Raw genomic sequence first — 22,191 nt, 5'->3', positions numbered from 1 at the left:
ATAATATCTCCTATAAACTTAATCAAGTATATTTTTTAATGATAACTGGTTCATTTGTGCTTACTTTTCGTCTTTTGATAAAGTCGAACAATCAATAAACAACAACATTTAATAATACTATACCCATTACTATCATAACAACACCATTTGTTTTTGTCATATCTGGGTATATGAAGTTTATAAACTTAACAACTATCGGATTGTAGAAAGTTAAATAACTAATCAATATCAAATCAATAATTCCTGTAAGCCCTGTAGTTCTAATTTTTTTCCTAATGAATATTCAAAAAAATGATAAGGCTAAAATAACCATTGCGAGAATAAAAGTTGTTCAAAAGTTAACATTTTTATTTTTAAATATTGAAGTTCAAACGTAAAGAAAGTTAAGGTAGTTATCATTTGTAGATACAAACGGCTGCTCCATACCTAGTGTGATAGCGATGGAAATCAACATAAAACTTATAGGAAGTAGCAATATTGTGAAATTTGTCTTTTGGTCAATAAATATTTCAAACTTTGATACAACCGAATAATTACGAGACATTCAAAAAGCAGTCAATATTAAGAAGACAGTAAGTATTCCGAAAAGAAGACTTTGTATATAATAACCCAAGACAATGTTAAAGAAAAATATATCAATCAATGAGAATATAGAAAGTTTTAGTAAATCTTTAGTGAAGTTTCTAGAGTACGTTTTTTGAATTACAAATATAAATCCATAAAGAAGAAATAATACTTGGTAAGAACTATCTCAAGAAAAACAAATATAACCACCTAAAACCATTCCATTAAAAAATGTGTTATTTCTTTCTCTATACTCAGAAGTGGTGTACTTCAATAATAACATTATTGAATAAAATACTAAGTAAATGAATATTGACTCTCCTCCCCAGAACGATGCGTCAAAGTAGGCTATCAATAATTTACTTATTGAGAATATAATTAGAGATATGGCGAACAAAGCACAAGTATTTATGCTTTTAGTTTTTTTCTTTAAAGCCTCAAACATAGTTATGAATATCGAAGAGAAAAGAAATGCATCAATAATAAAACAAAAAGGTTTTATGAAATCTTGATACTGGTAGGTTTCAATATTACCCAATATTATCAAAGATAGCTGAAAAGTATATCACCCTTGAAATGGTTTGAAACCTAAAAAATTGAATAATGTTGCGTTATTGAAAAATGAAACAGGATTATCTTTTAATCAGTTCAATATTGATAATGTGTTTTTGTGTCGTGCAAAACTAACGTTATTTACGAATTGGATACTTAAAAAATTAATACCTACAATCAAAGCAACTATTCCAATGTAGATGATTGTGTTCAATGAGAAAACGTTTGTTGATAGTCAGTACTTTGAGAAAACAAAACAAAAAGCGATAAACAAAATTGTCAATGCTCATATGAAATATATAAAGAAAATATAAGGTAGTACAGAAATAAGTTGTAATGGAAATGTTAGTACTGATATAAATGTGAAATAAGTAAAAAAACCAGCTGCAATTGCTGAAAAACTATTCTTTATTTTAAACTTTAAAAGTTCTAATATAATAGTCCCTGATGTGTAAAACATAAAGATAATAGGTATTGTTAACACGATAGGGAATCAAATTGATAAACTCGTCATTTCTTTTCACCAAATTTATTATACCATTCCCAACATACCAACAATAAGCCTAGAAAAAAATAAAAAAGGGAGTGTTATTTCCCTTTTATAATATAAATTTTTTCATTATTTGAGTTGACATTTATATCTAATGTTTCTAAAGAAATATGGGCAGCTGCACTGTCATCTTTAATTCCATAAAGAGCTTGTGATAGTTGTTCTGTATTGTCGACAATATCGTTTACATCTATACCATTCTCTTCAAATCGCTTTTGACGTTCCTCAGCGAGTTTTTTTGTTACTATTTTGTTAATCAATGGCATATTAATCATGATCCCGTTCATCATTTTTGGAGAAAATAAATAAGCGAACAATACTAGCACAACACCAGAAACAAAAATAACTCCAAAAAATAATCCGATTAAAGGTTGAATAGGTGCATTACCTCTTGCTGATGATTCTACATCAAACTTATTTTTTATCACGAATCAATTTATCAAACTCATAGTTATAGCCGGTACTATAAGTATTAAAAAATTATTCAAAACGTGTTTTTTAGTTGAATTGTAAGTTGCGTATTTTCAAACATAAAACCATAAATAAGCATATCTAGCTACTAAAAAGATCATTTTAATTGTGTAAAGAGCAATGATACCTGACACCAATGCGAAGTTTTCCCCACCTGCATTGGTTATCTTACATATATAGCTTATTGCAAAACTTAAAACTATATAAATAGAACCTACATAGTTTTGGAACTTCGATACTTCCCCATACCTACCCTTTGCATGAATAAGGGTTATTTGTGCTTCGCACAAAATTATTAAAGCTGTTGAACTAGCGTATAGTATAGAAAAGTACGGATTATAAAACATGAATCTCAATGCTTCATCTTCACCGCTCAATGTTTCCAGAGACTTTTGAGCAATATCACCATACAATGCACTGGCAAAATAAGGTGATAATATTGACATATTTATAAAAGTAAACCCAGCCACTAAATAAATATAAAGTTCATATTTTGCGTAGCTTTCTCACTGAATTCTACCCCGTTTGGCAACTAGAACTACAAAGAACTCTCTAAATGATGTAATAAAATTTGTCATAATTAGACGCGTGTTAACCGCAATTACAAGATATAGCGAAAGAGTAGAAGATACTCCAAGACCAAGAACAAGTGATGCTATTATAACGTCAGTATTTAATAATAATGATGTACCAATTGAAGAAACTACAATTTTTCGCTTGGTAGTATTTAGTTTGAAACTATTAAAATCCTTGTAATATTTCAATCAAAGGTATTTCTTTTTTGCATATAAATAAATCATTGCACCTTTAATTGGCGAATAAAGTAATATGGATATAAATGGAATTATTGCATTCACATTTTTTAAACTAAGCAAATAGAATAGTATCCAATATACTGCAATATCTGTGAATAATATTACTAAGCGTCTAATTGAATTTTTGTTATCTGCTGCGATTAAGTTTTCGTAGACATTAAATCAATAAGAACCTACAAAGTTTTTGAAACCAAATATAAGGGTAATAATCAGTAGCGCTCAATAACCTAAAAGTGTAGTCTCGCCGTTTTGAGTGATATTCAACCCAATTTGCTTTCAACTAGAAGTATCAAATATGCTACCATTTGCAGAAACACCAACATATAGAGGATAAATAAATGCTAGTAACAAGACAAGAATTATACTAGTTAAAGCAGATTTTTTATAAGCTTTTTTTGAGGTAGAATAAATTTCGTTAGCGGTTATTCAATCATTTTGAACAATGGGTTTAACTAATAAAATTGTTGTTGCTAAACCAAGAGAACCTTCGGCAGTTGCAATCAATGCCGAAAAGGAACTAACCAACCTGATAAACCCGTTAAATTGTGATCCAAACTTTTCCAAAACCCAATAAATAGTTAAAAATTGAATTATGGCATTAAAAAGCGATATAGTAGTACCAATAATAATACTGAAAATGCCCTGTTTTGTAGATACCATTTAGTCCTCCTCCTTATATAAATAATATTTTATCATTTAAACTCTTTTTTTAGATAGGAATTCCTTTCCGTTTAAGTACGCTAAATCATTTTCAAAGTTCTCGAAACGTAACTTGCTTGCAACTAAGCCAATTGCTTTAACACCCGTTCTTTCAGCACCATATCTAAAGTCACCAACTATTGGTGCTTTAAAAAAGCTACATATTGCTCTTATCTGATGTTTTCTGCCTGATAAGAGTTGAATCTCATAAGTATACTTAAGTTTATCAACTAATTTATTAATTTGTTGGCAATTCTTATAACCGTGTTTTTCTATTTCGGAATAAACAGATTTTTGCTTTTCACTATCATATAATATAAATCCCTCAACAAGGCCCTCGGGAAGACTATCATTTTCCAAAGTTGCTTGGTAGTATTTTTGTATTTGCCTTTTATTTTGTATTGCGAGAAGCATAACATCTAAAGTCTTTTTATTTTTTGCATAAATTACTAGTCCTGCTGTCAGCTTATCTAACCTATGAACATGACTAACAACAAAACTATTTTCTTCTTCTGGACTATATTGTTTTGTTCTTATTAAGTATGTCTTAACCATGTTATCTAGACAAGGATTTATTTGCGAGTGCATTTCTACATTATGGTTTTTATCAATAATAAGAATGTTTTCATCTTCAAAAATAATATCTAAACTAGAGAAATCACACATTACGAATTCATCTCTTAAAACACTTTGTGATGAGTCGTATACCTTAATCTCATCTCCAACTTTTAATTTAAGTTTTTGATCTTTTACTTTCTTATTGTTTAATTTGATTTTGTTAGTTCTAAATCATTTATAAATTATAGATAGTTTAGTTGTTTTAAAATTCTTTTTAATGAAGTTAAAAATTGTTTGATTCTCATCATTTTGATTTACGTTTAAAATTGTCATTATTTCTCCTATATGAATATTGATACTAATATTAGTATGAACGATATTAAATTGTTAGTTAGGTGTAACATTCATGAGTAAGTTACATTCCCTTTGGTTAAAATAAAAGCACCACCCAAAATAAAGCCACTTGATATGTAGCTCAGTGAATGAATATAATCACCTGTAAAACCAAAGTGTAGAAAACCAAAGTAAATTGAGCTTGTAATGTATGCGAACCACTTATTAGAAACATTCAAGAATCAGCAATTACGAGTTACTATTTCTTCACAAATAGGTGCTAATAAAACAACATATATAAATAAAATAGACAAGTAAATAACTTTTGTTATGGTAGGTGTGTTTTTATTTTTTAGCGGTCCTATTAAACTTTCTTGATTATTAGATTCGCCTTTTATATTAAATATTCAGTTATACAAATATACAAATATACCTTGACATATAGCCAAAATAAGCACTATACCAACAAATGTAACAAGTAATAACTTTACTTTTTGAGTATTTAAAGTTTCTTTAATTCTTTTAAATATAGTACGGTCCTTAGTCATGACCAAGATAACAAGGATGGTGGTTGACACAATATATAATCCTATGGTTAAAAAACTTTTGATATCATCTGAGTTCGGTATACTCAATAAAAAGATACTTAATAGAAGAGCTAATACAGGTTGTAAGAATGTATAAATGTAAAATCATCCATAACCATTTTTTCAAAAGCCCGAACCGTTTCGCATATAATTGAATATAAAACCAACACCAACAGATATAAGAGTTAATATTTGGAGTGTCGCTTGTACATTTACCGAACTTTGTAAATTGAAAAAAATTGTGAAAATTATCGATAACAATAAAGGTACAAATAATGCAGAACTTGCAAAAATCATACCGTCAGTTTTTCAGTTTAATATATCAAACTTAAAATTATGGTTAGTAGAAAAATGTTTATCTTGTCAACTTTTAAAATCAAGTTGTTTGTTTTTTTTATTTTTTGGATGAATTTTCACATTACTCACAATAAGCCACCTTTTTGTCACTATCTAAATTATAACGAGAACTCTGCAAGAAATAAAAAAATAAAAAAAATCTCTTTTTATAATTGTGGTTAAACTTCACCAAAACTATTTTGAGATTTTATTAATTTATTTTACGATTGCAACCAAGTCGCCTTTTGCTACTTTTCCTTTTTTTACTATTTCTAACTTTTTGCCTTCCATAGAGTCAATAGTAAATATTAAAGGTGATTGTATAGAAGGAACTTTTTTAGCCACTTCCTCTAAGTCAACAACAACTAACTGGTCACCTGCAGATACTGTTTGACCTTGTTTAACTTTTACATCAAAACCTTCACCTTCTAGAGTAACTGTATCTAAACCTATATGTAAAAGAATTTCAACTCCATTTTTACTTTCTATTCCATAAGCATGTCCGGTTGGGAAAACAGTTACTAACTTTCCAGCCATTGGTGCAACAAAATCACCATTAGATGGTACGAAGGCTAAACCATCACCCATCATTCCTTCTGCAAAGACCTCGTCTTCTACTTTTGCTAAGTCTATTATTTCACCATCAACTGGTGAAAAAATTTCAATACTTTTATTTTTTGTGAATAAACCCATATTTAAGCACTCTCCTCTTTCATTAATATGATATCGTAATACATTGCATTAGTTTAATAGTTTATTTATTTTTCATCAAATTTTTCACTAGTTCTAATACTTGTTCCGAAGTATCACACTCTAATGCTTTTGAAGCCAAATCTTTTGTTTCTTGAGTAGTTAGTTTTGACATTATGCTTCTTGCTTTCAAAATACTAGTTGCAGACATAGAATAAGCATCGAGCCCAAGACCCATCAATAGTGGTATAGCGTCTGGTTCTCCGGCCATTTCTCCACACATTCCAGCTCATTTCCCGTGTTTATGTGCTCCGTCTATTGTAAGTTTCAACAACTTTAAAATAGAAGGGTTAAAAGGTTGATATAAGTAGGTTACATGCTCACTCATTCTATCTGCAGCCATAGAATATTGAATAAGGTCATTTGTTCCAACACTGAAAAAGTCAGAGTATTTAGCAAATTGTTCAGCGTGAATTGCTGCTGCTGGTATTTCAACCATCATACCAATTTGTAGGTCTTTTCCGACACTTACACCGTCACTCTCAAGTTGTTTTTTACATTCTAAAGTAAAGTTTTTAGCCGCTAAGAACTCATCAACTGTTGCTATCATAGGGAACATAATTCCAACAGGACCGAAAGCACTTGCTCTAAGTAATGCTCTAATTTGGTCTCTGAAAATATCTTTTCTATCAAGTGTAAATCTTATTGCTCTGTATCCTAAAAATGGGTTCATTTCATGAGGGAATTCGAAGTAAGATAATTTTTTATCGCCACCAATATCTAGTGTACGTATAATAGTTATTTTACCATTCATATCTGAGACAACTTTTTTGTATGCCTCAAATTGTTCTTCTTCTGTAGGGAAGTGATCGTTATCCATATACAAAAATTCAGATCTAAATAAACCTATTCCTTCTCCACCATTTTCTAGGACAGCACTAACATCTTTGGGACTACCAATGTTACCTTCTAAAACAAATTTATCATAACCGTCTTTTGTTAATGTTTTTTTTGTTTTAAATTGTTCTAGCTCAGCTTTTTCCTTCAAGAAGTTTTCAGCTTTCTTGATTCATTCTTCTTTACTTACTGGGTTTATTTCTACTTCTCCTGAGTTACCGTCAATCGCAAGGATATCACCGTTTTTAGCTTCTTCCAATATTGTTTTCAGACCAAGAACCGCTGGTATTTCCAAACTTCTTGCCATTATTGCTGCGTGACTTGTTCTACCACCAATATTACATGCAAATCCTTTTACGTATTTTGGATTTAATTGTGCTGTTTGGCTAGGTGTTAAATCTTCTGCTACAATTACAACTTCTTCTGAAATGGTAGCAAGATCAACTACAGGTAATTTTAGAACGTATCTAATCAATCTATCTGTAACATCCTTAATGTCTGCTGCTCTTTCTTTGAAATATTCATCTTCCATTGCATTAAACATCTCAATAAACTTGTTTGCCACTTCACTGATTGCTTTTGCTCCGTTATAATTTTTAGATTTTATTAATTCTGTGAACTCTTCAGCCATAGCAGGGTCTTCTAAAATTGACGCATGTGCTTCGAATATAGCAGCCTTTTCTTCACCTAACTTCTCTTTTGCGATAACTTGAAGATTTTCTAAATCTTTTTTTGCATTTATGATTGCTAGATTGACATTATTTAATTCTTCTTCTGTGTTAGTAATATTATTTTGAGGTATTATGATTGGTTGTTCATCCAATAAATAAACCTTAGCTAAAGCTATACCGTTGCTGGCACCAATACCATTTAATTTTGTTGACATTATTACGTATTCCTCCTAATTTATTAAACATACTTATTATACAAAATTATTACCCCTATATTTTTAGTTTTTTTTATTAAAAAAATAACCCAAGTTAGGGTTATTTGTTTTAGATTTTAGATTTTCTTTTAAATATTAAAGCAGAGAATAATATGAATATTCCTGTCGCTACGATTCAACATAAAACAGATAATCAATAATTTATTCCACCTTTTGCTTTTAATTTTGAGTCAAATATAGGCTCGAAATTTTTTAAAAGCTGGTTGCTTGCTGATTTTTCTTTAGCATATTGAATATCAGCTGGTGTTATATATTTGATCCCTTCATAAGGAGTGATAAATGTTGTGCTAAGATCTGAATAAAAATAATCCATATAAAAGGGGTCGTTAGAATATCCTCTATATATTCAAGAGAAGTTGCCTAAAAAGTTGATGTTATTGAATTGGTTAGCCTTATTATAAACACTATTATATTTTTCTAAGGCATTTTCGAAAGTTAAGTCCTCTTGATAAGTTTTGAATACATCTACGAAATTAAAGTTATCAAAATTAGTTGCAACATTATATAATTGTGTAACTAAAAAGTTCATAACCATTAATTCTGGGTGTTCATTATAAAAGTTGAATAAACCTTTGTTATATTCTAAATCATGTTTATCTTCTTCTGAAGGTCTTGAAGAATTCCCTGTTTCACCCAATATCAAGTTGGTTGTTCCAACGACTCTTGGTAATAAAGAATTGCCTTTAAAACTTATTGAGTAATTTGAAATGTATGATTCATTTGCTAATCCATATCAATATTTATCGTAAACAGATGTTGCATAATCAAATAATTCAGATAAATTTTTTGTTTTTTCATTTCCTTTTAGGAAATTTGAATAAACTTTCAAGTTAAGTGGTGATCTACTTGTTTGATTTGTAAATGAACCAAATAAATAATTACTGTCTAAGTTTTTAATTGTAGTGTCTGATTTATAATCTTTTGTAACTTCATAAATTGGTTTTAAAACGTCATCATAAATTTTTCAATTTTTAAGTACATTATCTTTAGTTGTATAAGATTCTAAACTTGATTGTCCCATAAATAGGGCTCTTGCTAATAAATTATTAGAAATCTTTCCGTCATCCTTAGAAAACTGATTAAATAAGTTACCTAATTCACCGTAAGGTTTTGAATCAGTAAACACATCTTTCATGATAGAATGATTTTTAAATTTTTGATAAAAGTCGCTTCCTAGCTCATATCTTTTATTAATTAAAGAAAGTTTTTTAGTTTTCTCATATTTTTCAAAACTACCTGTATTACTTAGTTTTGTTGAAAGTCCAATTGCCATCGGTGTGAAACAAATTGCAAGAACAACAACAATATTCAATAGAGTACCTATAGCTGAAGTAAATAAAGAAGTGATTATAGTTATAAATGGGTATACAACTATCGCAAAGAAGTAAAGAAATAATATTTGTGGTACTTGAATTTTAGATACTAAGTCGCTATCTAATTTTCCAGTATAAATAATTGGTAACGAGATTAACACATATATAGTTACATACATTAATATAACTATCATTGATAATACATATCTTAGAAAAAAAGAATTTCAAATATTAATACCTGCCCTTAATTCAATGTTCAATATTCCTTCATTTATATGTTTTTTATAAAAAAACAAAGAGACTAATGACATAAAAAGACCAAAAGTGAATAATACGATAATGTAATAAATTGACTTGGTTACTAATGAATTTGTTAAAACAGACTCGAAAGTTTTTCCTGTGTGAGCTCCAATTAATAATAGTAATATATTCAAGACTAATACAATTGAACCAATAATAATTGTTGGTTTATATCTTAATATTTGTTTTAAGTTAATCCCTAGGAGGATCTTTGTTGTTTTAAATTTGTTACCAAATTTGTTAGATTGCTTTTCCATTTTGTCCTCCTTTATAAACATTATTTAGATTACTTAGATCTATTTTTTTGGGATCTACAAATTTTTTATAAATGTCTATAATTCTTTCTTTTTGATTATCAATAATTTTATCGAAAACAATTTCGCCATTTTTGATTAGAACTAAGTGATTTGCAATTTCTTGTAATTCCTCTATTATGTGACTAGTTATCATTATTGTTACACCATAGGTGTTTAATTCTTTCAATATAGATATAAACTCAAGTTTTGATTCAACATCTAAATTTGCTGTTGGCTCATCAAGAATTATATATTTCGGACCTCTAATAAGAACGCTTGCCATTATAGCTTTTTTCTTTCAACCTGCCGAAAGCTCTTTTAGTTTTTTACCCTTGTGCTTATCTAAACCCAACATATTGTAAATTGGCTCAATGTTAGGCATAAAGTCTTTTTTTTCCATACCATTTGCGGCACACAAATAGTGAATATACTCGTTAAGTTTCATATCTAAAGGTATATTGTTTGTGTCAGGGAAAAAAGCCACATTTTTTAAGTTGTTATTCTCGTGAAGATTTTCCCCATTAAGCAAAACATTCCCTTCTTTAAGTCTTACCTCTCCAAAAAGTGCTTTAATTGTTGTGGTTTTACCTGCTCCGTTATCGCCAATAAATGCAACAATATCACCTTTATTTATATTAAAAGAAACATTTTTTATACCTGTTCCATTTTTAAAAGTTCTAGTAAGGTTTTTAATTTCAATCATATTTTTACTCCAATCTTGAAAGAATTATATCATTATTGGTCTAGTAAAAAAGTTTTAAAAATTAAAATATTTATATATACCTAAGAATAAAAAAAATGAGTTACTACTCATTTTAATTTTAGATAATTGAATTATCTTTCATAGCTTGTTCAATAGCTGCAATTGCTTCTTTTTCGTCATCACCAGTTGCTTCGATTGTAACATCTGCACCAGATTTAACAGCAAGCGCCATAACGTTCATAATAGATTTAAGGTTTCCCTCTTTGTCTCCTGATTTTATTTTAATTTCAGAAGCAAATTTAGAAGCTTCCTTAGTTAAAACAGAAGCTGGTCTTGCATGTAATCCTACTGGATCAATAACTTTAGCTGTAAATGAAGTCATTTTTTATATCCTCCTAACAAATATATTATATAGAAAAGTAAATACTTGTGATAAGAAAGTGTTACTTTTTGCTTCAAGATTTAGATACTATCGGAATAGATTTGGTTCCATATGATGGATTCGAAAATGCAATTACAAGATATTTATCTGTAATAGAAGTAACAATTCCTTCACCAAACATTATGTGATCGATTTTATCACCTTTAAATACACCGGACTCTATTTTGGTTGGTTCTTTATGAACCAAACCAGTAGAATACATTTGGCTTGTCATCTCAGTTGGAGAATGAAAGTAAATATTTTTTTCAAAGTCGTATAAACTTGGATCCAATTCTCTAATAAACCTAGATTCTCCAAGTTCACCACCCACTAAATATGAAAACCCACCTGATACATAGCTAATAAAGAGCATTTCTTGTGCTCTTGTTATTGCCACATAAAAGGCTCGCCTCTCTTCTTCAAGATTCTCCATACTTGTAAATGCTCGTTTTGAAGGGAAAATATCTTTATTTAATCCGACAATGAAAACAACCTTATTTTCCAATCCTTTAGCTGCATGTATAGTTAGAAGAGTAACTTTATTTGGAACTTCAGGCGTCTCAGATGAGCTAGATAACGACTCTTCTTGTAAGAATTTAATTAATCTATTAATTTCTGGTTTTTCTAAATCATACTCTTCATCAAACTTTTGAAACTGATCATAATAGGCTCTTAAGTTTTGAAGGCTTTCTAAATCTTCTTTTGATTGAGAATTTATTTTGTCTTCATAGCCGCTCAATTTTATCATTGACTTCGCAAGAGTGGCTAGTTTAGTGTTCTCCATAAACATCTCATTTCCTGTTTTTAGAGTTATTATCAGAGAGTCTAAGTTCTTTGTTATTTCTTTTACTTTTTTCTCGTGTTGAGTTAAAAAGTCGAACATGTTCAAATTCATTTCCTTGGCCGCAGCAAAAAGTTTTCCAGATGTAACCGAACCCACTTTTGGAGTGAAATCAAATATTCTTTCAAATGATAAATCATCTTTGATTGAGATCGCTTTTAATAACGATGTTGCATCTTTTATAACTTTACGTTCCCTAAATTGATAACCACCAACTAAACTGAAAGGTATTTTAGCATTGGCAAATTCTTTTTCAATTTCTTGTGACCAAGCATTTATTCTGAAAATCACATAAATATCTTTATATTCGTATTGCTTGCTTTTAACAAGTTCTTGAATTTTCTTAGCAACAAACTTAGCTTCAAAATTTGTGGAAGACGCTTCTTTGATGGATACTCTACTACCCTCGGTTTTTAATGTATAGATTTCTTTGTCTTCACGATTTTTGTTTTTTATAATAAAATTGTTTGCTAAATCGACAATGGGTTTTGTTGATCTATAATTTTGCGTCAATAAAATTGTTCGTGCTTTTGGGTAAACTTGTTCAAAGTTCATGATAATCCTTAACTTAGCACCCCTTCAAGAATAAATTGTTTGATCAGGGTCACCAACAACTGTTAAACAGTTTCTATCACCAAGTAGTCATTGAATTAAGTTAAATTGTATGTCATTGGTGTCTTGAAACTCATCGACAAGTATATAATCAAAGCGGTTTTTTCATTTTGTACGAACTTCAGTATTTGTTCTAAAAAGAGTGTGAACTTTCAAAATAAGATCATCAAAATCAAGTAAGTTTTTATTTTCAAGGTACTTTAAGTACTCTCGGTAAATAGTAGCAAAATGTTTTTCTTGATGAGTATATAAAGATTCTCTTGCCTCTTCTCAATCTATAAAATGGTTTTTTCAACCGCTAATTTTTGATGCACACTTTCTTGTAAAACTTTTATCATCGATATCAATATTTAGTTCTTTGATAATGTTTCTAAATATTTTTGCTTGGTCAGAAGTGTCTATAATCACGAAATCTTTTCTTAAGTTACAGTGTTCAAAATCTTCTCTAAGGACTCTTACACAAAATGAGTGAAACGTACTTATGAAAGGCTTGTCTGAGCATGGACCTATCATTTTTTCTACTCTTTCTTTCATCTCGTTTGCCGCTTTGTTAGTAAAAGTCACTGCCAAAATCTTGTAAGGGGCTATATTCTCTTGTTTAACTAGATATGCAATTTTAGTTGTTACTACTCTCGTTTTACCACTACCTGGACCCGCGATAATTCTTACAGGTACGTCTGTTGTAATAACACTATCTAACTGTTGATCATTTAATATATTTAATAAATTTTTCATATACTCACTCCTTGTAACTTTTTTATAATAACAATTATTTATAGAAAAAATCAAAAAATCAAAAAAAGACCGAAGCCTTTCTTAACTATTGCTTTTCTTTATGTCCAACATTCCTAATTTTATTATGTCACGACATTCTTTTACATATTCTTTGCTTGGTGGAATGACATCTTTTAAATGAAACTTCATTTTAAGGTTTTCATATTTTGGAATCATCAGGTTATGATAAGGTAGCATCTCAAGTCTTTCCATATTTTTTAATCTGCCAACAAATTGTCCTAACTTAAATAAATCGTCTTTGTCATCTGTCCACCCAGGAACAAGTACGTGTCTGACTCACGTTTTTGCCCCGTTTTTGTCCAAAAAAATGATAGCTTCCAGAATATTAATGTTTGGTCTTGAAGTCAAATTTATGTGTTTATCATTGTCTATGTGCTTTAAGTCCGCTAAAGTTAAATCCGTATACTTCAAAAGCTCCAATCATTGCGCCTCAACTTTCGGTATGCTTTGAAAAGTACCAAAACAAGTATCTAAGCAAGTGTGTATATTTCTAGACTTAGCCTGTTTGAAAAGTTCAATACAAAATTGCATCTGAGTTGTTGCTTCACCACCAGACAAAGTTATTCCTCCTTTTTCATAAAATGATCTATTTTTTTCAAAAATTTCTAGGATTTCATCAACGGTAATAGTTTTTTCTTTGCTAAACTCAAGAGTCTCAGGGTTGTGACAATATTTACAACGAAGTAAACAGCCTTGCAGGAATATAACAAGTCTTATACAAGGACCATCAACAGCACCAAAAGTCTCTATACTATTATAATAACCAACCATATTACACCTTCCATTTAAAAAGGACTAATCTTAGTCCTTTTTTATAGATTTATATTACATTGACTGGTGAAAAGTTCTTGATATAACTTCATCTTGTTGCTGTTTGGTTAGTTTGACAAAGTTAACTGCATAACCAGATACCCTAATAGTTAATTGTGGATACTTGTCTGGATTCATTTGAGCATCCTTTAGGATATGACGATCTAAAACGTTTACATTTAGATGGAATCCTCCGTTTTTCATATAACTGTCAAGCATGTTGACTAAGTTTTCTTGTTGTTGTTTTGACATATATTTATCTCCTTTACGTCTTAATACGATTTATTTTATTTTTGCTTCTTCTGGTATTTCTCCAGATACTTTGAAATCTCCTGCTATAACTAAATCTTCGTCTTTACCTAAGGCGTTAGGTATTACAGAAAATGTATTAGAAATTCCATCTGATGCATGTTTGAATGGAATTTTAGACACTGATTTTAATGAAGCTACTGCACCAGTGCAGTCTCTTCCGTGCATAGGGTTAGCTCCTGGGGCGAAAGCTTCTGGGAACTTTCTTCCACAAGGAGTATCACCTGTTGATTTTCCATAAACAACATTTGATGTAATTGTTAGCACTGACATTGTAGGTTCAGAACCTTTATATGTTTGATGACTTCTTACTTTATTCATAAATATTTTTACAATATCTTTGGCAATTGTATCTACTCTATCGTCATCATTTCCATATTTGGGGAAATCACCTTCTGTTTTATAGGATACAACAATACCGTCTTTATCTCTAACTGGATAAACTTTTGCATACTTAATTGCAGAAAGTGAGTCTGCTACTACACTCAGACCTGCAATCCCTGTAGCGAAGAATTTGTGCATTTTAGTGTCGTAAAAACACATTTCGGCACTTTCATAATAATATTTATCATGCATATAATGTATTACGTTTAAAGTATTTACATATTTATCAGCAACTCAAGACATCATATTATCAAACTTGTTTCAAACTTCATCAAAGTTTAAACTTTTATCTCCTGTAGTTACTGGTTCGAATCTTGGTGAAATTTGTTCCTTAGATATTTCATCAACTCCACCGTTAATTGCGTATAATAGTGTTTTCGCTAAATTAGTTCTGGCACCAAAGAATTGCAACTGTTTACCAACCTGCATCGGACTAACACAACAAGCTATTGCATAATCATCTCCGTGAGTGGTTCTCATAATGTCATCATTCTCATATTGCATTGAAGAATACAAGATTGAATATTTAGCACAAAACTGCTTGAAATTATTTGGTAAGTTTTGAGCCCATAATATAGTTAAATTAGGCTCTGGTGAAGGCCCCATATTAGATAAGGTATGAATAAACCTATAACAATTTTTGGTTACTAGTGTTCTACCATCTAACCCCATTCCACCAATTGATTCTGTAGCTCAAACAGGGTCTCCTGAGAAAACTTCATTATAGGCGGGTGTTCTTGTAAATTTTACAATTCTTAGTTTCATTACTAAATGATCTACTAGCTCTTGAGCTTCGGTTTCGGTAAGTTTTTTGTTTTTTAAATCTCTTTCCAGATAAATATCTAAGAAAGTAGCTACTCTACCAAAAGATTCGGCTGCCCCGTTGTTTTGTTTAATCGCCGCTAAATAAGCTAAATATGTGAACTGAAAAGCTTCTTTTGCATTTTTGGCAGGTTTAGTTACATCAAAACCGTAAGACTTCGACATAGTTACAATGTCATTTAATGCCTTAATTTGTTCAGCAATTTCTTCTCTTAATCTAATTTTATCTTCTGTCATCTCTCCATCAATTAAAGCTGCATCACTTATTTTTTCTTGTATCAGAAAATCAGTTCCGTAAAGAGCCAATCTTCTATAGTCACCAATAACTCTACCTCTTCCGTAAGTATCAGGTAGACCTGTTACAATATGACTTCTCCTAATTTTACGCATATCTGGAGTATATGCATCAAATACTCCCTGATTATGTGTTTTTCTATATTTGGTAAAAATTTCTTTAACTCGTTCAGTTACTTCAAAACCGTAAGATTCGTTGGCTTGGACTGCCATGCTAATCCCACCCCATGGCATTAGAGCTCTTTTGAAAGGCTTATCAGTTTGAAGACCCACAATTTTTTCTAGACTTTTATCGACATAACCAGGACCGTGAGAAGTTACAGTGGATGGAACGTCAGTATCAACATTCAAAACCCCACCAGCTTCTTTTTCTTTCTTAGTTAATTCCATGATTTTATCTCAAAGTATTTTGGTACCTTCTGTTGGACCCATTAAAAAGGTGTCATCCCCAATGTACGGTTCATAGTTAGCTTGAATAAATCCTCTAACATCAACCTCTTCCGTTCATTGACCTTTTTTAAAGCCCTCTCATTCTTTGTATCTCATATTTATCCTCCTCGTATCTATTATCACATATTTTGGAAAAAATACCATTTATTTAAAAATAAATGGAAATAAAAAAAGTTTTACTTAACATCTTTGTAAAATGCTTCGAAAAACTCTGTTGATATTTTTTTATTATGCCCTGGAAACGAGCTTAACATTATATTCATTGTTATATTATTTTTCTTATCTACTAATGATGCGGACCCTAAAAGACCATCTCAACCAAACTCGCCGATCTCTGTTAAAGGCGACTCGTTGTTTTCTATTCTAACCCTAACTCCGTAACCATAAGAATAATCCGCATTTAGAGTTCAAATAAAATTTTTTTTAAGTGCCCCAAGTTGGTCTTTACACATTTCATTTAATAAGTTTTCTGAGATTAATTGCTGACCTTCAGAGTTTTTACCATCTAGTAAAAAATTTAAAAACTTATTGTAATCGGTCGCAGTTGTGAATAAACCAGCTCCGCCCATAGGGGCATTAGGAACTTTGTCTATTTCTTGTGAAAGATATTTGAAGTTATTTCTTTTTCTTAAAGTGTTTCCATCTTCTCCGGTATTTCATACATTAACAAATGCTTCTCGACTCTTATCAAATAAATAGAAATCACTATCTCACATTCCTAAGTCTTTGAATAATGTAACTTTCAAATGATCTCTAAACGATTGATTAGTTATTTTTTCAATTGCAGCTGCCAATACGTCAATTTCTAAACCGTAATTTCAGTCAGTTCCTGGTTGAAATAAAAGAGGTATTTTACTTAAATTAGTGCAGAAATCATCGTAATTCCAATACTTGCCGTTTTCACCAACAACATAGTTTTTTAGGAACTCAGAAGTCAATATTTGTGTTTTATTTTTATTACCATGATATGTAAAACCGGCCGTCATTGTAAGTAAATGTTTAAAAGTTATTGGATTAGATAGAGGAACTACATTATCACTTGTTTTAGTTTGGAGTACATTAACACTTTTGAATACCGGTAAAAAATTTGAAATTTCATCGTCGATACTAACTATACCTGCATCGACTAATCTTAGAAACGCGATAACAGTAACTGGTTTAGTCATTGAATAAGCTCTAAAAATTAAATTTTCGTTCATTGGTGTGTTTTCTTTGACATCATTTATTCCAAATGACTTTAAAAAAACCTGCTCTTTGTTTTTTGACACACAAAAAACAGCACCACTAAAGTATTTCTCTTCTATCAATGTTTCTATTGCATTACAACTATTTTTAAACATATATGCCCCTTGTATAACATTCAACTCTTCTAGGTTAATAATTCCTGGTTTTTTATTCTCCAAATGAATATGTTTCTCTTTTTTTATGTTAGGTTCATTGTACACCTTTATTGTGTGCAAAACTCTTATTTTTAATTTTAAATCTATTGCAGCTATATGATCAACTTGTAAATATATGGTGATGAGTAAATACAAAAATCAGCCTACATAGAACGCATAACCAATCCTTTGCAAAATAAAGCTTGTTGTGGAGGCCATTAGGTTAGCATTTTCTTCACCATCACTTGTGAATAGTAAAAAAATAGATACGGCTGCAATTTGACATAATAACTGAAAAAGCAACGGGATATATAAAAAATAAATCTCTCTAATAAATAATATTTTAAATGTTATTTTTTTGTTTTCTAAATGTATAACTTTTAATCCAAACATCAACTTTGCTAAAGTTTTTCCTTTAAAAAATAAGGGTAATATGTTGAAGTAAAGAAAAATAGTTAACAAACCTGAACTCACAGCAATTAAGGCTGTTTTACTATCCACCACTCTATAAAAAATAAAAACTATTAACATCGGAACTGAACTAATCACGATATCGAAAAACCGTGCAAAAAAGACTCTTCCTAGATGAGCAGGCACTCAATTTTGTGAAGAGTCTGAATTAAAATTATCGATAGTTTTAGGTAATTTACCCATAATTTGCACCCCTGAGTTATTTAACGACTTTGTAAATCTCTTTTATATAATCATCAAAATTAACACAAATTTCAGTAAATCTTTCGTCTCTTTTTTCTAAAAAAACGGTGTTATCAGTAGTGAACTCTACTCGTTTATCTTTAAATTTTCTTATAGCAAAATTTGTTGCTTTCTTTATCAATAACTTATTATCGTATTTTTTAATTTCTCATAGTCAAATATAAACTAAAGTTTTGTAATAGCTGTAATTCAAATAATCCTTAAGATGTTTATATTTTCCGATTCTTCTATAATAGTTTAAAATGTGTGTTCACTGATTTACTTGATCAAAAACAGAGTAAGGTATTGGTTGGATGTTAGATTTTTCAATTGATTCAGAGTCAATGAATAAATAATATTCAGTTTGTCCCAAAACCTTGTAAACGAACAGCATATCGTATCTCACAAAATTCCTGAATTTGAACCCAAAGTCCTTTATTAACTTTGTTCTAAAAATTTTGTTAAAAAGTAATGGATTAGTGTACGCATAGGGATCAAAATCTTTACTTATTTCGTATACTTTTCCTTTGTCCAAATATGTTAAAATTTCACTTTCCACATTACCTGTGAATTGAATTTTATATTCAATAATATCTAACTCTTTATCTTTATTTTTTTCTAAGTTTTCGCTTATAACTTCTACAAAGTTTGGTGCTATAAAATCACCTTCTTTAAAGAACTTTATATACTTTCCTTCGGCTAAATCCAAAGCTAAATTTCAAGAAAGTGATGAACCTTGAATAGAACTATTGAAAACTACTTTGACATTGTCTTTTTCTGTGAAAAGTTTTTTTACTAATGAATCATTATTATCGTCATGAGATGGTCTATCCATCACTATTATTATTTCATAATCTTGTAAGCTTTGATTATTGATACTATTTATTGTTTTTTCGAAGTCTTGTAACCCTTCCTGAGTAACAACCACAAATGAAAGAAGCATATTATTCCCCCTGAATCACTATATAATAATTTTACACTAAAAATCTTGACTTGATATCATAGTTTCGCAATGGTTAAAAAACGTAATGCCCCCTTTAAATCTACCACACAATCATTTTTTAAAGTAAACAGGATAAAAATCTATATTAAGTTTCAATTAACTAGAGCTTAGTTTTATATATAAAACAAACCTTTCTCATTTGAGAAATATACCATCTTTATCGCAACTAAAATACATTTTTTCAGATTTATATATTTGATAATTTCTATATTATAAATACTTGACTAAAAAGATGTTGAAGTCTAAGAATAAAATTGTCTCGAGTGGTTAATCGAGACAATTTTATTTATAATTCCATACTTACATTTTTACTTATAAAAGTTCAAATGATATGGTATCGAGTAATTTGATTAAAACAATAAGTTTCTTGGAGTTCTAGGAAACGGAAGAACATCTCTGATATTAGTTGCACCAGTTACATACATTATAAGTCTTTCAAACCCTAATCCAAATCCTGCTGATTTATAATAACCAAACTTTCTTAGGTCATTGTATCACCATAAATCTTCTTGTTTAATTCCCATTTCAAGGCATCTAGAGATTAGCTTATCATAATCATCTTCCCTCTGACTTCCACCAACTAATTCACCAATTCCTGGAACCAACAAGTCTACTGCAGCTACAGTTTTTTGATCATCGTTTTGTTTCATGTAAAAAGCCTTGATTTCTTTTGGGTAGTTTTTTACGAAAGTAGGACAGTTATTTACAACTTCACAAATGTATCTTTCGTGTTCTGTACCCAAGTCCATTCCGAAATCTATTCTTGAGTCTTCAAATACATGTCCGTTTTTAACGGCTTCTTTAAGTATCTCAATGACTTCCCTGTAATCAGTGATTACAAAGTTAGAATCTTTTACATTCTGCAGTTTATCAATTAAACCTTTTTCAAGGTTTTGCTCACAAAATAATAATTCTTCTTTATTTTGCTCAAACAAATAATTGATTACATATTTAACCATTGATTCTATTAACTCTATATTATCATTTAAGTCAGCAAAAGCTACTTCAGGCTCAATCATTCAAAATTCAGCGGCATGTCTTGAAGTATTAGAGTTTTCTGCTCTAAATGTTGGACCAAAAGTATAAACTTTTTTAAATGCCTGTGCATATGCTTCTGCATTCAATTGCCCAGAGACAGTCAATGTTGCTTTTTTAGTAAAAAAGTCTTCTTCATATTTATCATCTGCTCTGTTTGTCACTATAAATGATTCTCCAGCACCTTCTGCATCATTCTCAGTGATTATTGGAGTATGCACGTAAATAAAATCGTTTTCATTAAAGAACTTATGTATTGCAAATGCGGCAGCTGACCTTATTCTAAAAATCGATTGAAAAGTTTTTGTTCTTGCTCTTAGATGCGCAATTTCCCTTAAAAATTCTGGTGAGTGTTCTTTTTTTTGTAAAGGATAGTTTTCAACTGCTTGATCTAATAATTCTATATTTGTTGCCTTAATTTCAAACTCCTGTTGTTTCCCGGGGGTTAAAGCGATTATCCCTTTTACTTCGAGAATTGCACTAACTCTTGCTTCAGAGATACTATTAATGTTTTTTAAATCGCTAGTGTAGACTACTTGAATGTCATTAATAGTAGTTCCATCATTCATCACAAGAAAATTTATATTTTTACCCTGTCTGTGACTTCTAATACGAGCTATGAAAGACACTTCCTTACCTTCATATTCCTTGTGGTTTTTATAAATAAATTTTAGATCCATGTTTTTTCCCTCTTAGACTATCTATTATTTTTTTTGTATAATTCTATTTTTTATTTTAAACTAGTATTTTTGATTTTACTTAAAAAATTATTTATATCTTCATACACTTGTTCTTTGTTCACTTCGTTTAATATTTCATGTCTCATTTTGTCGTACAATTTCATTTCAACTTTTAAAGAGTTGTTAATGAACACTTTATATGTTTTATTGACAGATTTAGTGTAGTTTCCTACTGGGTCATCCTTACCAGACAACAACAAAATAGGTAAATTCTTAGATACTTTAGAGATGTTTGTTGTATTTTGTATGAACTTTATTCCTTCAAACATATCTTTAAAAGCACTTGATGTAAATATTTGACCACATAGTGGATCATTTAAAAAGTTTGATTGTACATCTTCAACCGAGCTTAACCATTCTACACCGTTGCTGTTTGATTTACTGTAACGCTTATTTAATTTTTTATAACTTAGGTTTCAAATTTTTTTATCAATATTTTTAGAACCATACTTTTTTTGGTTACGTTTAGCCAACCTGATTGCAATATTCAAAAGAAAAATATTTTGTCAACCGGTTCCTGATAAAATTACTCCCTCCAACAGAGTGGGATATTTTATAATAAATGTTCTACTCATAAAGCTTCCCATAGAATGTCCAAACATTACGATATCTAAATTTGCATAATTACTCTTTATATAGTTATTAACATACTTTAAATCTTCTATGATTATGTTTCAACCTTCATCATCTGAGAAATAACCCAACTCATTATCTTCTACATTTGCTGTTTTGCCATGACCCCTATGATCGTTAGCTATTACAATTCATCCAATACTATTTAAATACTTTGCAAAATCATTGTAGCGAAGAGAATGTTCACAACTTCCGTGTACCAATTGTAAAACACCCTTCGGGGAAGAAACATCTTTTCAAATATATAACTGTAGATCTTTATTTTTGTAACCTTTTAAAATACAAGTTTCCATATTAACTCACCATTATTATTATAATTGAACTCCTAATTAAACGTACAATTAAAAAAAGTATTTGCAT

General features: G+C 30.0%; 15 protein-coding genes and 1 pseudogene. All 16 read right to left on the bottom strand.

Going from position 1 to position 22,191, the window contains the following annotated elements; translation table 4 throughout:
- Positions 1 to 10: 10 nt before the first annotated feature.
- On the bottom strand, positions 11 to 1,630 hold the full coding sequence (locus tag AAHM92_RS00550; protein WP_500222548.1) for a hypothetical protein: 1,620 nt from the start codon (positions 1,628 to 1,630) through the stop codon (positions 11 to 13).
- 74 nt (positions 1,631 to 1,704) lie between these two features.
- On the bottom strand, positions 1,705 to 3,612 hold the full coding sequence (locus tag AAHM92_RS00545; RefSeq protein ID WP_500222547.1) for a hypothetical protein: 1,908 nt from the start codon (positions 3,610 to 3,612) through the stop codon (positions 1,705 to 1,707).
- A gap of 36 nt (positions 3,613 to 3,648) precedes the next feature.
- Entirely contained in the window at positions 3,649 to 4,542 is an 894-nt protein-coding gene (locus AAHM92_RS00540; RefSeq protein ID WP_500222545.1) for a pseudouridine synthase, read from the bottom strand.
- A gap of 8 nt (positions 4,543 to 4,550) precedes the next feature.
- A complete protein-coding gene (locus tag AAHM92_RS00535) occupies positions 4,551 to 5,555 on the bottom strand; it encodes a CPBP family intramembrane glutamic endopeptidase (protein WP_500222544.1) in 1,005 nt (334 codons plus the stop codon).
- A gap of 126 nt (positions 5,556 to 5,681) precedes the next feature.
- The gene (locus tag AAHM92_RS00530) at positions 5,682 to 6,158 is read right to left on the bottom strand and encodes a PTS sugar transporter subunit IIA (RefSeq protein ID WP_023788885.1); all 477 of its coding nucleotides are present in this window, start codon (positions 6,156 to 6,158) and stop codon (positions 5,682 to 5,684) included.
- A gap of 61 nt (positions 6,159 to 6,219) precedes the next feature.
- The gene (ptsP, locus tag AAHM92_RS00525; RefSeq protein WP_500222542.1) at positions 6,220 to 7,938 is read right to left on the bottom strand and encodes a phosphoenolpyruvate--protein phosphotransferase; all 1,719 of its coding nucleotides are present in this window, start codon (positions 7,936 to 7,938) and stop codon (positions 6,220 to 6,222) included.
- Positions 7,939 to 8,047: 109 nt separating this feature from the next.
- Positions 8,048 to 9,868, bottom strand: coding sequence for a hypothetical protein (locus tag AAHM92_RS00520; protein WP_500222541.1), 1,821 nt, complete (start codon positions 9,866 to 9,868; stop codon positions 8,048 to 8,050).
- Entirely contained in the window at positions 9,852 to 10,610 is a 759-nt protein-coding gene (locus tag AAHM92_RS00515; RefSeq protein WP_500222540.1) for an ABC transporter ATP-binding protein, read from the bottom strand. Before AAHM92_RS00515 ends, AAHM92_RS00520 begins: the two co-directional genes overlap by 17 nt.
- A 118-nt stretch (positions 10,611 to 10,728) precedes the next feature.
- A complete protein-coding gene (locus AAHM92_RS00510) occupies positions 10,729 to 10,992 on the bottom strand; it encodes an HPr family phosphocarrier protein (RefSeq protein ID WP_023788881.1) in 264 nt (87 codons plus the stop codon).
- A 61-nt stretch (positions 10,993 to 11,053) separates the two neighbouring features.
- On the bottom strand, positions 11,054 to 13,219 hold the full coding sequence (locus tag AAHM92_RS00505) for an ATP-dependent helicase (RefSeq protein ID WP_500222539.1): 2,166 nt from the start codon (positions 13,217 to 13,219) through the stop codon (positions 11,054 to 11,056).
- An 81-nt stretch (positions 13,220 to 13,300) separates the two neighbouring features.
- Entirely contained in the window at positions 13,301 to 14,050 is a 750-nt protein-coding gene (gene pflA, locus AAHM92_RS00500) for a pyruvate formate-lyase-activating protein (RefSeq protein WP_500222537.1), read from the bottom strand.
- Between the two features lie 54 nt (positions 14,051 to 14,104).
- A pseudogene (gene pflB / locus AAHM92_RS00495) lies at positions 14,105 to 16,444 on the bottom strand (formate C-acetyltransferase).
- Positions 16,445 to 16,524: 80 nt separating this feature from the next.
- Positions 16,525 to 18,381 carry a serine hydrolase gene (locus tag AAHM92_RS00490; RefSeq protein WP_500222536.1) on the bottom strand — a complete coding sequence of 619 codons (1,857 nt, stop codon included), beginning with the start codon at positions 18,379 to 18,381 and terminating at the stop codon, positions 16,525 to 16,527.
- Positions 18,382 to 18,397: 16 nt separating this feature from the next.
- The gene (locus tag AAHM92_RS00485; protein WP_023788875.1) at positions 18,398 to 19,363 is read right to left on the bottom strand and encodes a glycosyltransferase; all 966 of its coding nucleotides are present in this window, start codon (positions 19,361 to 19,363) and stop codon (positions 18,398 to 18,400) included.
- Positions 19,364 to 19,773: 410 nt separating this feature from the next.
- Positions 19,774 to 21,138, bottom strand: a complete 1,365-nt coding sequence (gene asnS / locus AAHM92_RS00480; protein ID WP_500222535.1) for an asparagine--tRNA ligase — start codon at positions 21,136 to 21,138, stop codon at positions 19,774 to 19,776.
- A 50-nt stretch (positions 21,139 to 21,188) separates the two neighbouring features.
- Positions 21,189 to 22,124 (bottom strand): alpha/beta fold hydrolase, encoded by a 936-nt coding sequence (locus AAHM92_RS00475; protein ID WP_500222533.1) that lies wholly within the window; start codon positions 22,122 to 22,124, stop codon positions 21,189 to 21,191.
- Between the last annotated feature and the right edge of the window lie 67 nt (positions 22,125 to 22,191).

Origin of the sequence: Spiroplasma endosymbiont of Melanargia galathea (assembly GCF_964031075.1) — a bacterium.
GTDB classification, from domain to species: domain Bacteria; phylum Bacillota_I; class Bacilli_A; order Mycoplasmatales; family Mycoplasmataceae; genus Spiroplasma_A; species Spiroplasma_A apis.
The sequence above is the reverse complement of the archived record's forward strand: the minus strand, read 5'-3'. Positions and strand labels throughout refer to the sequence as shown.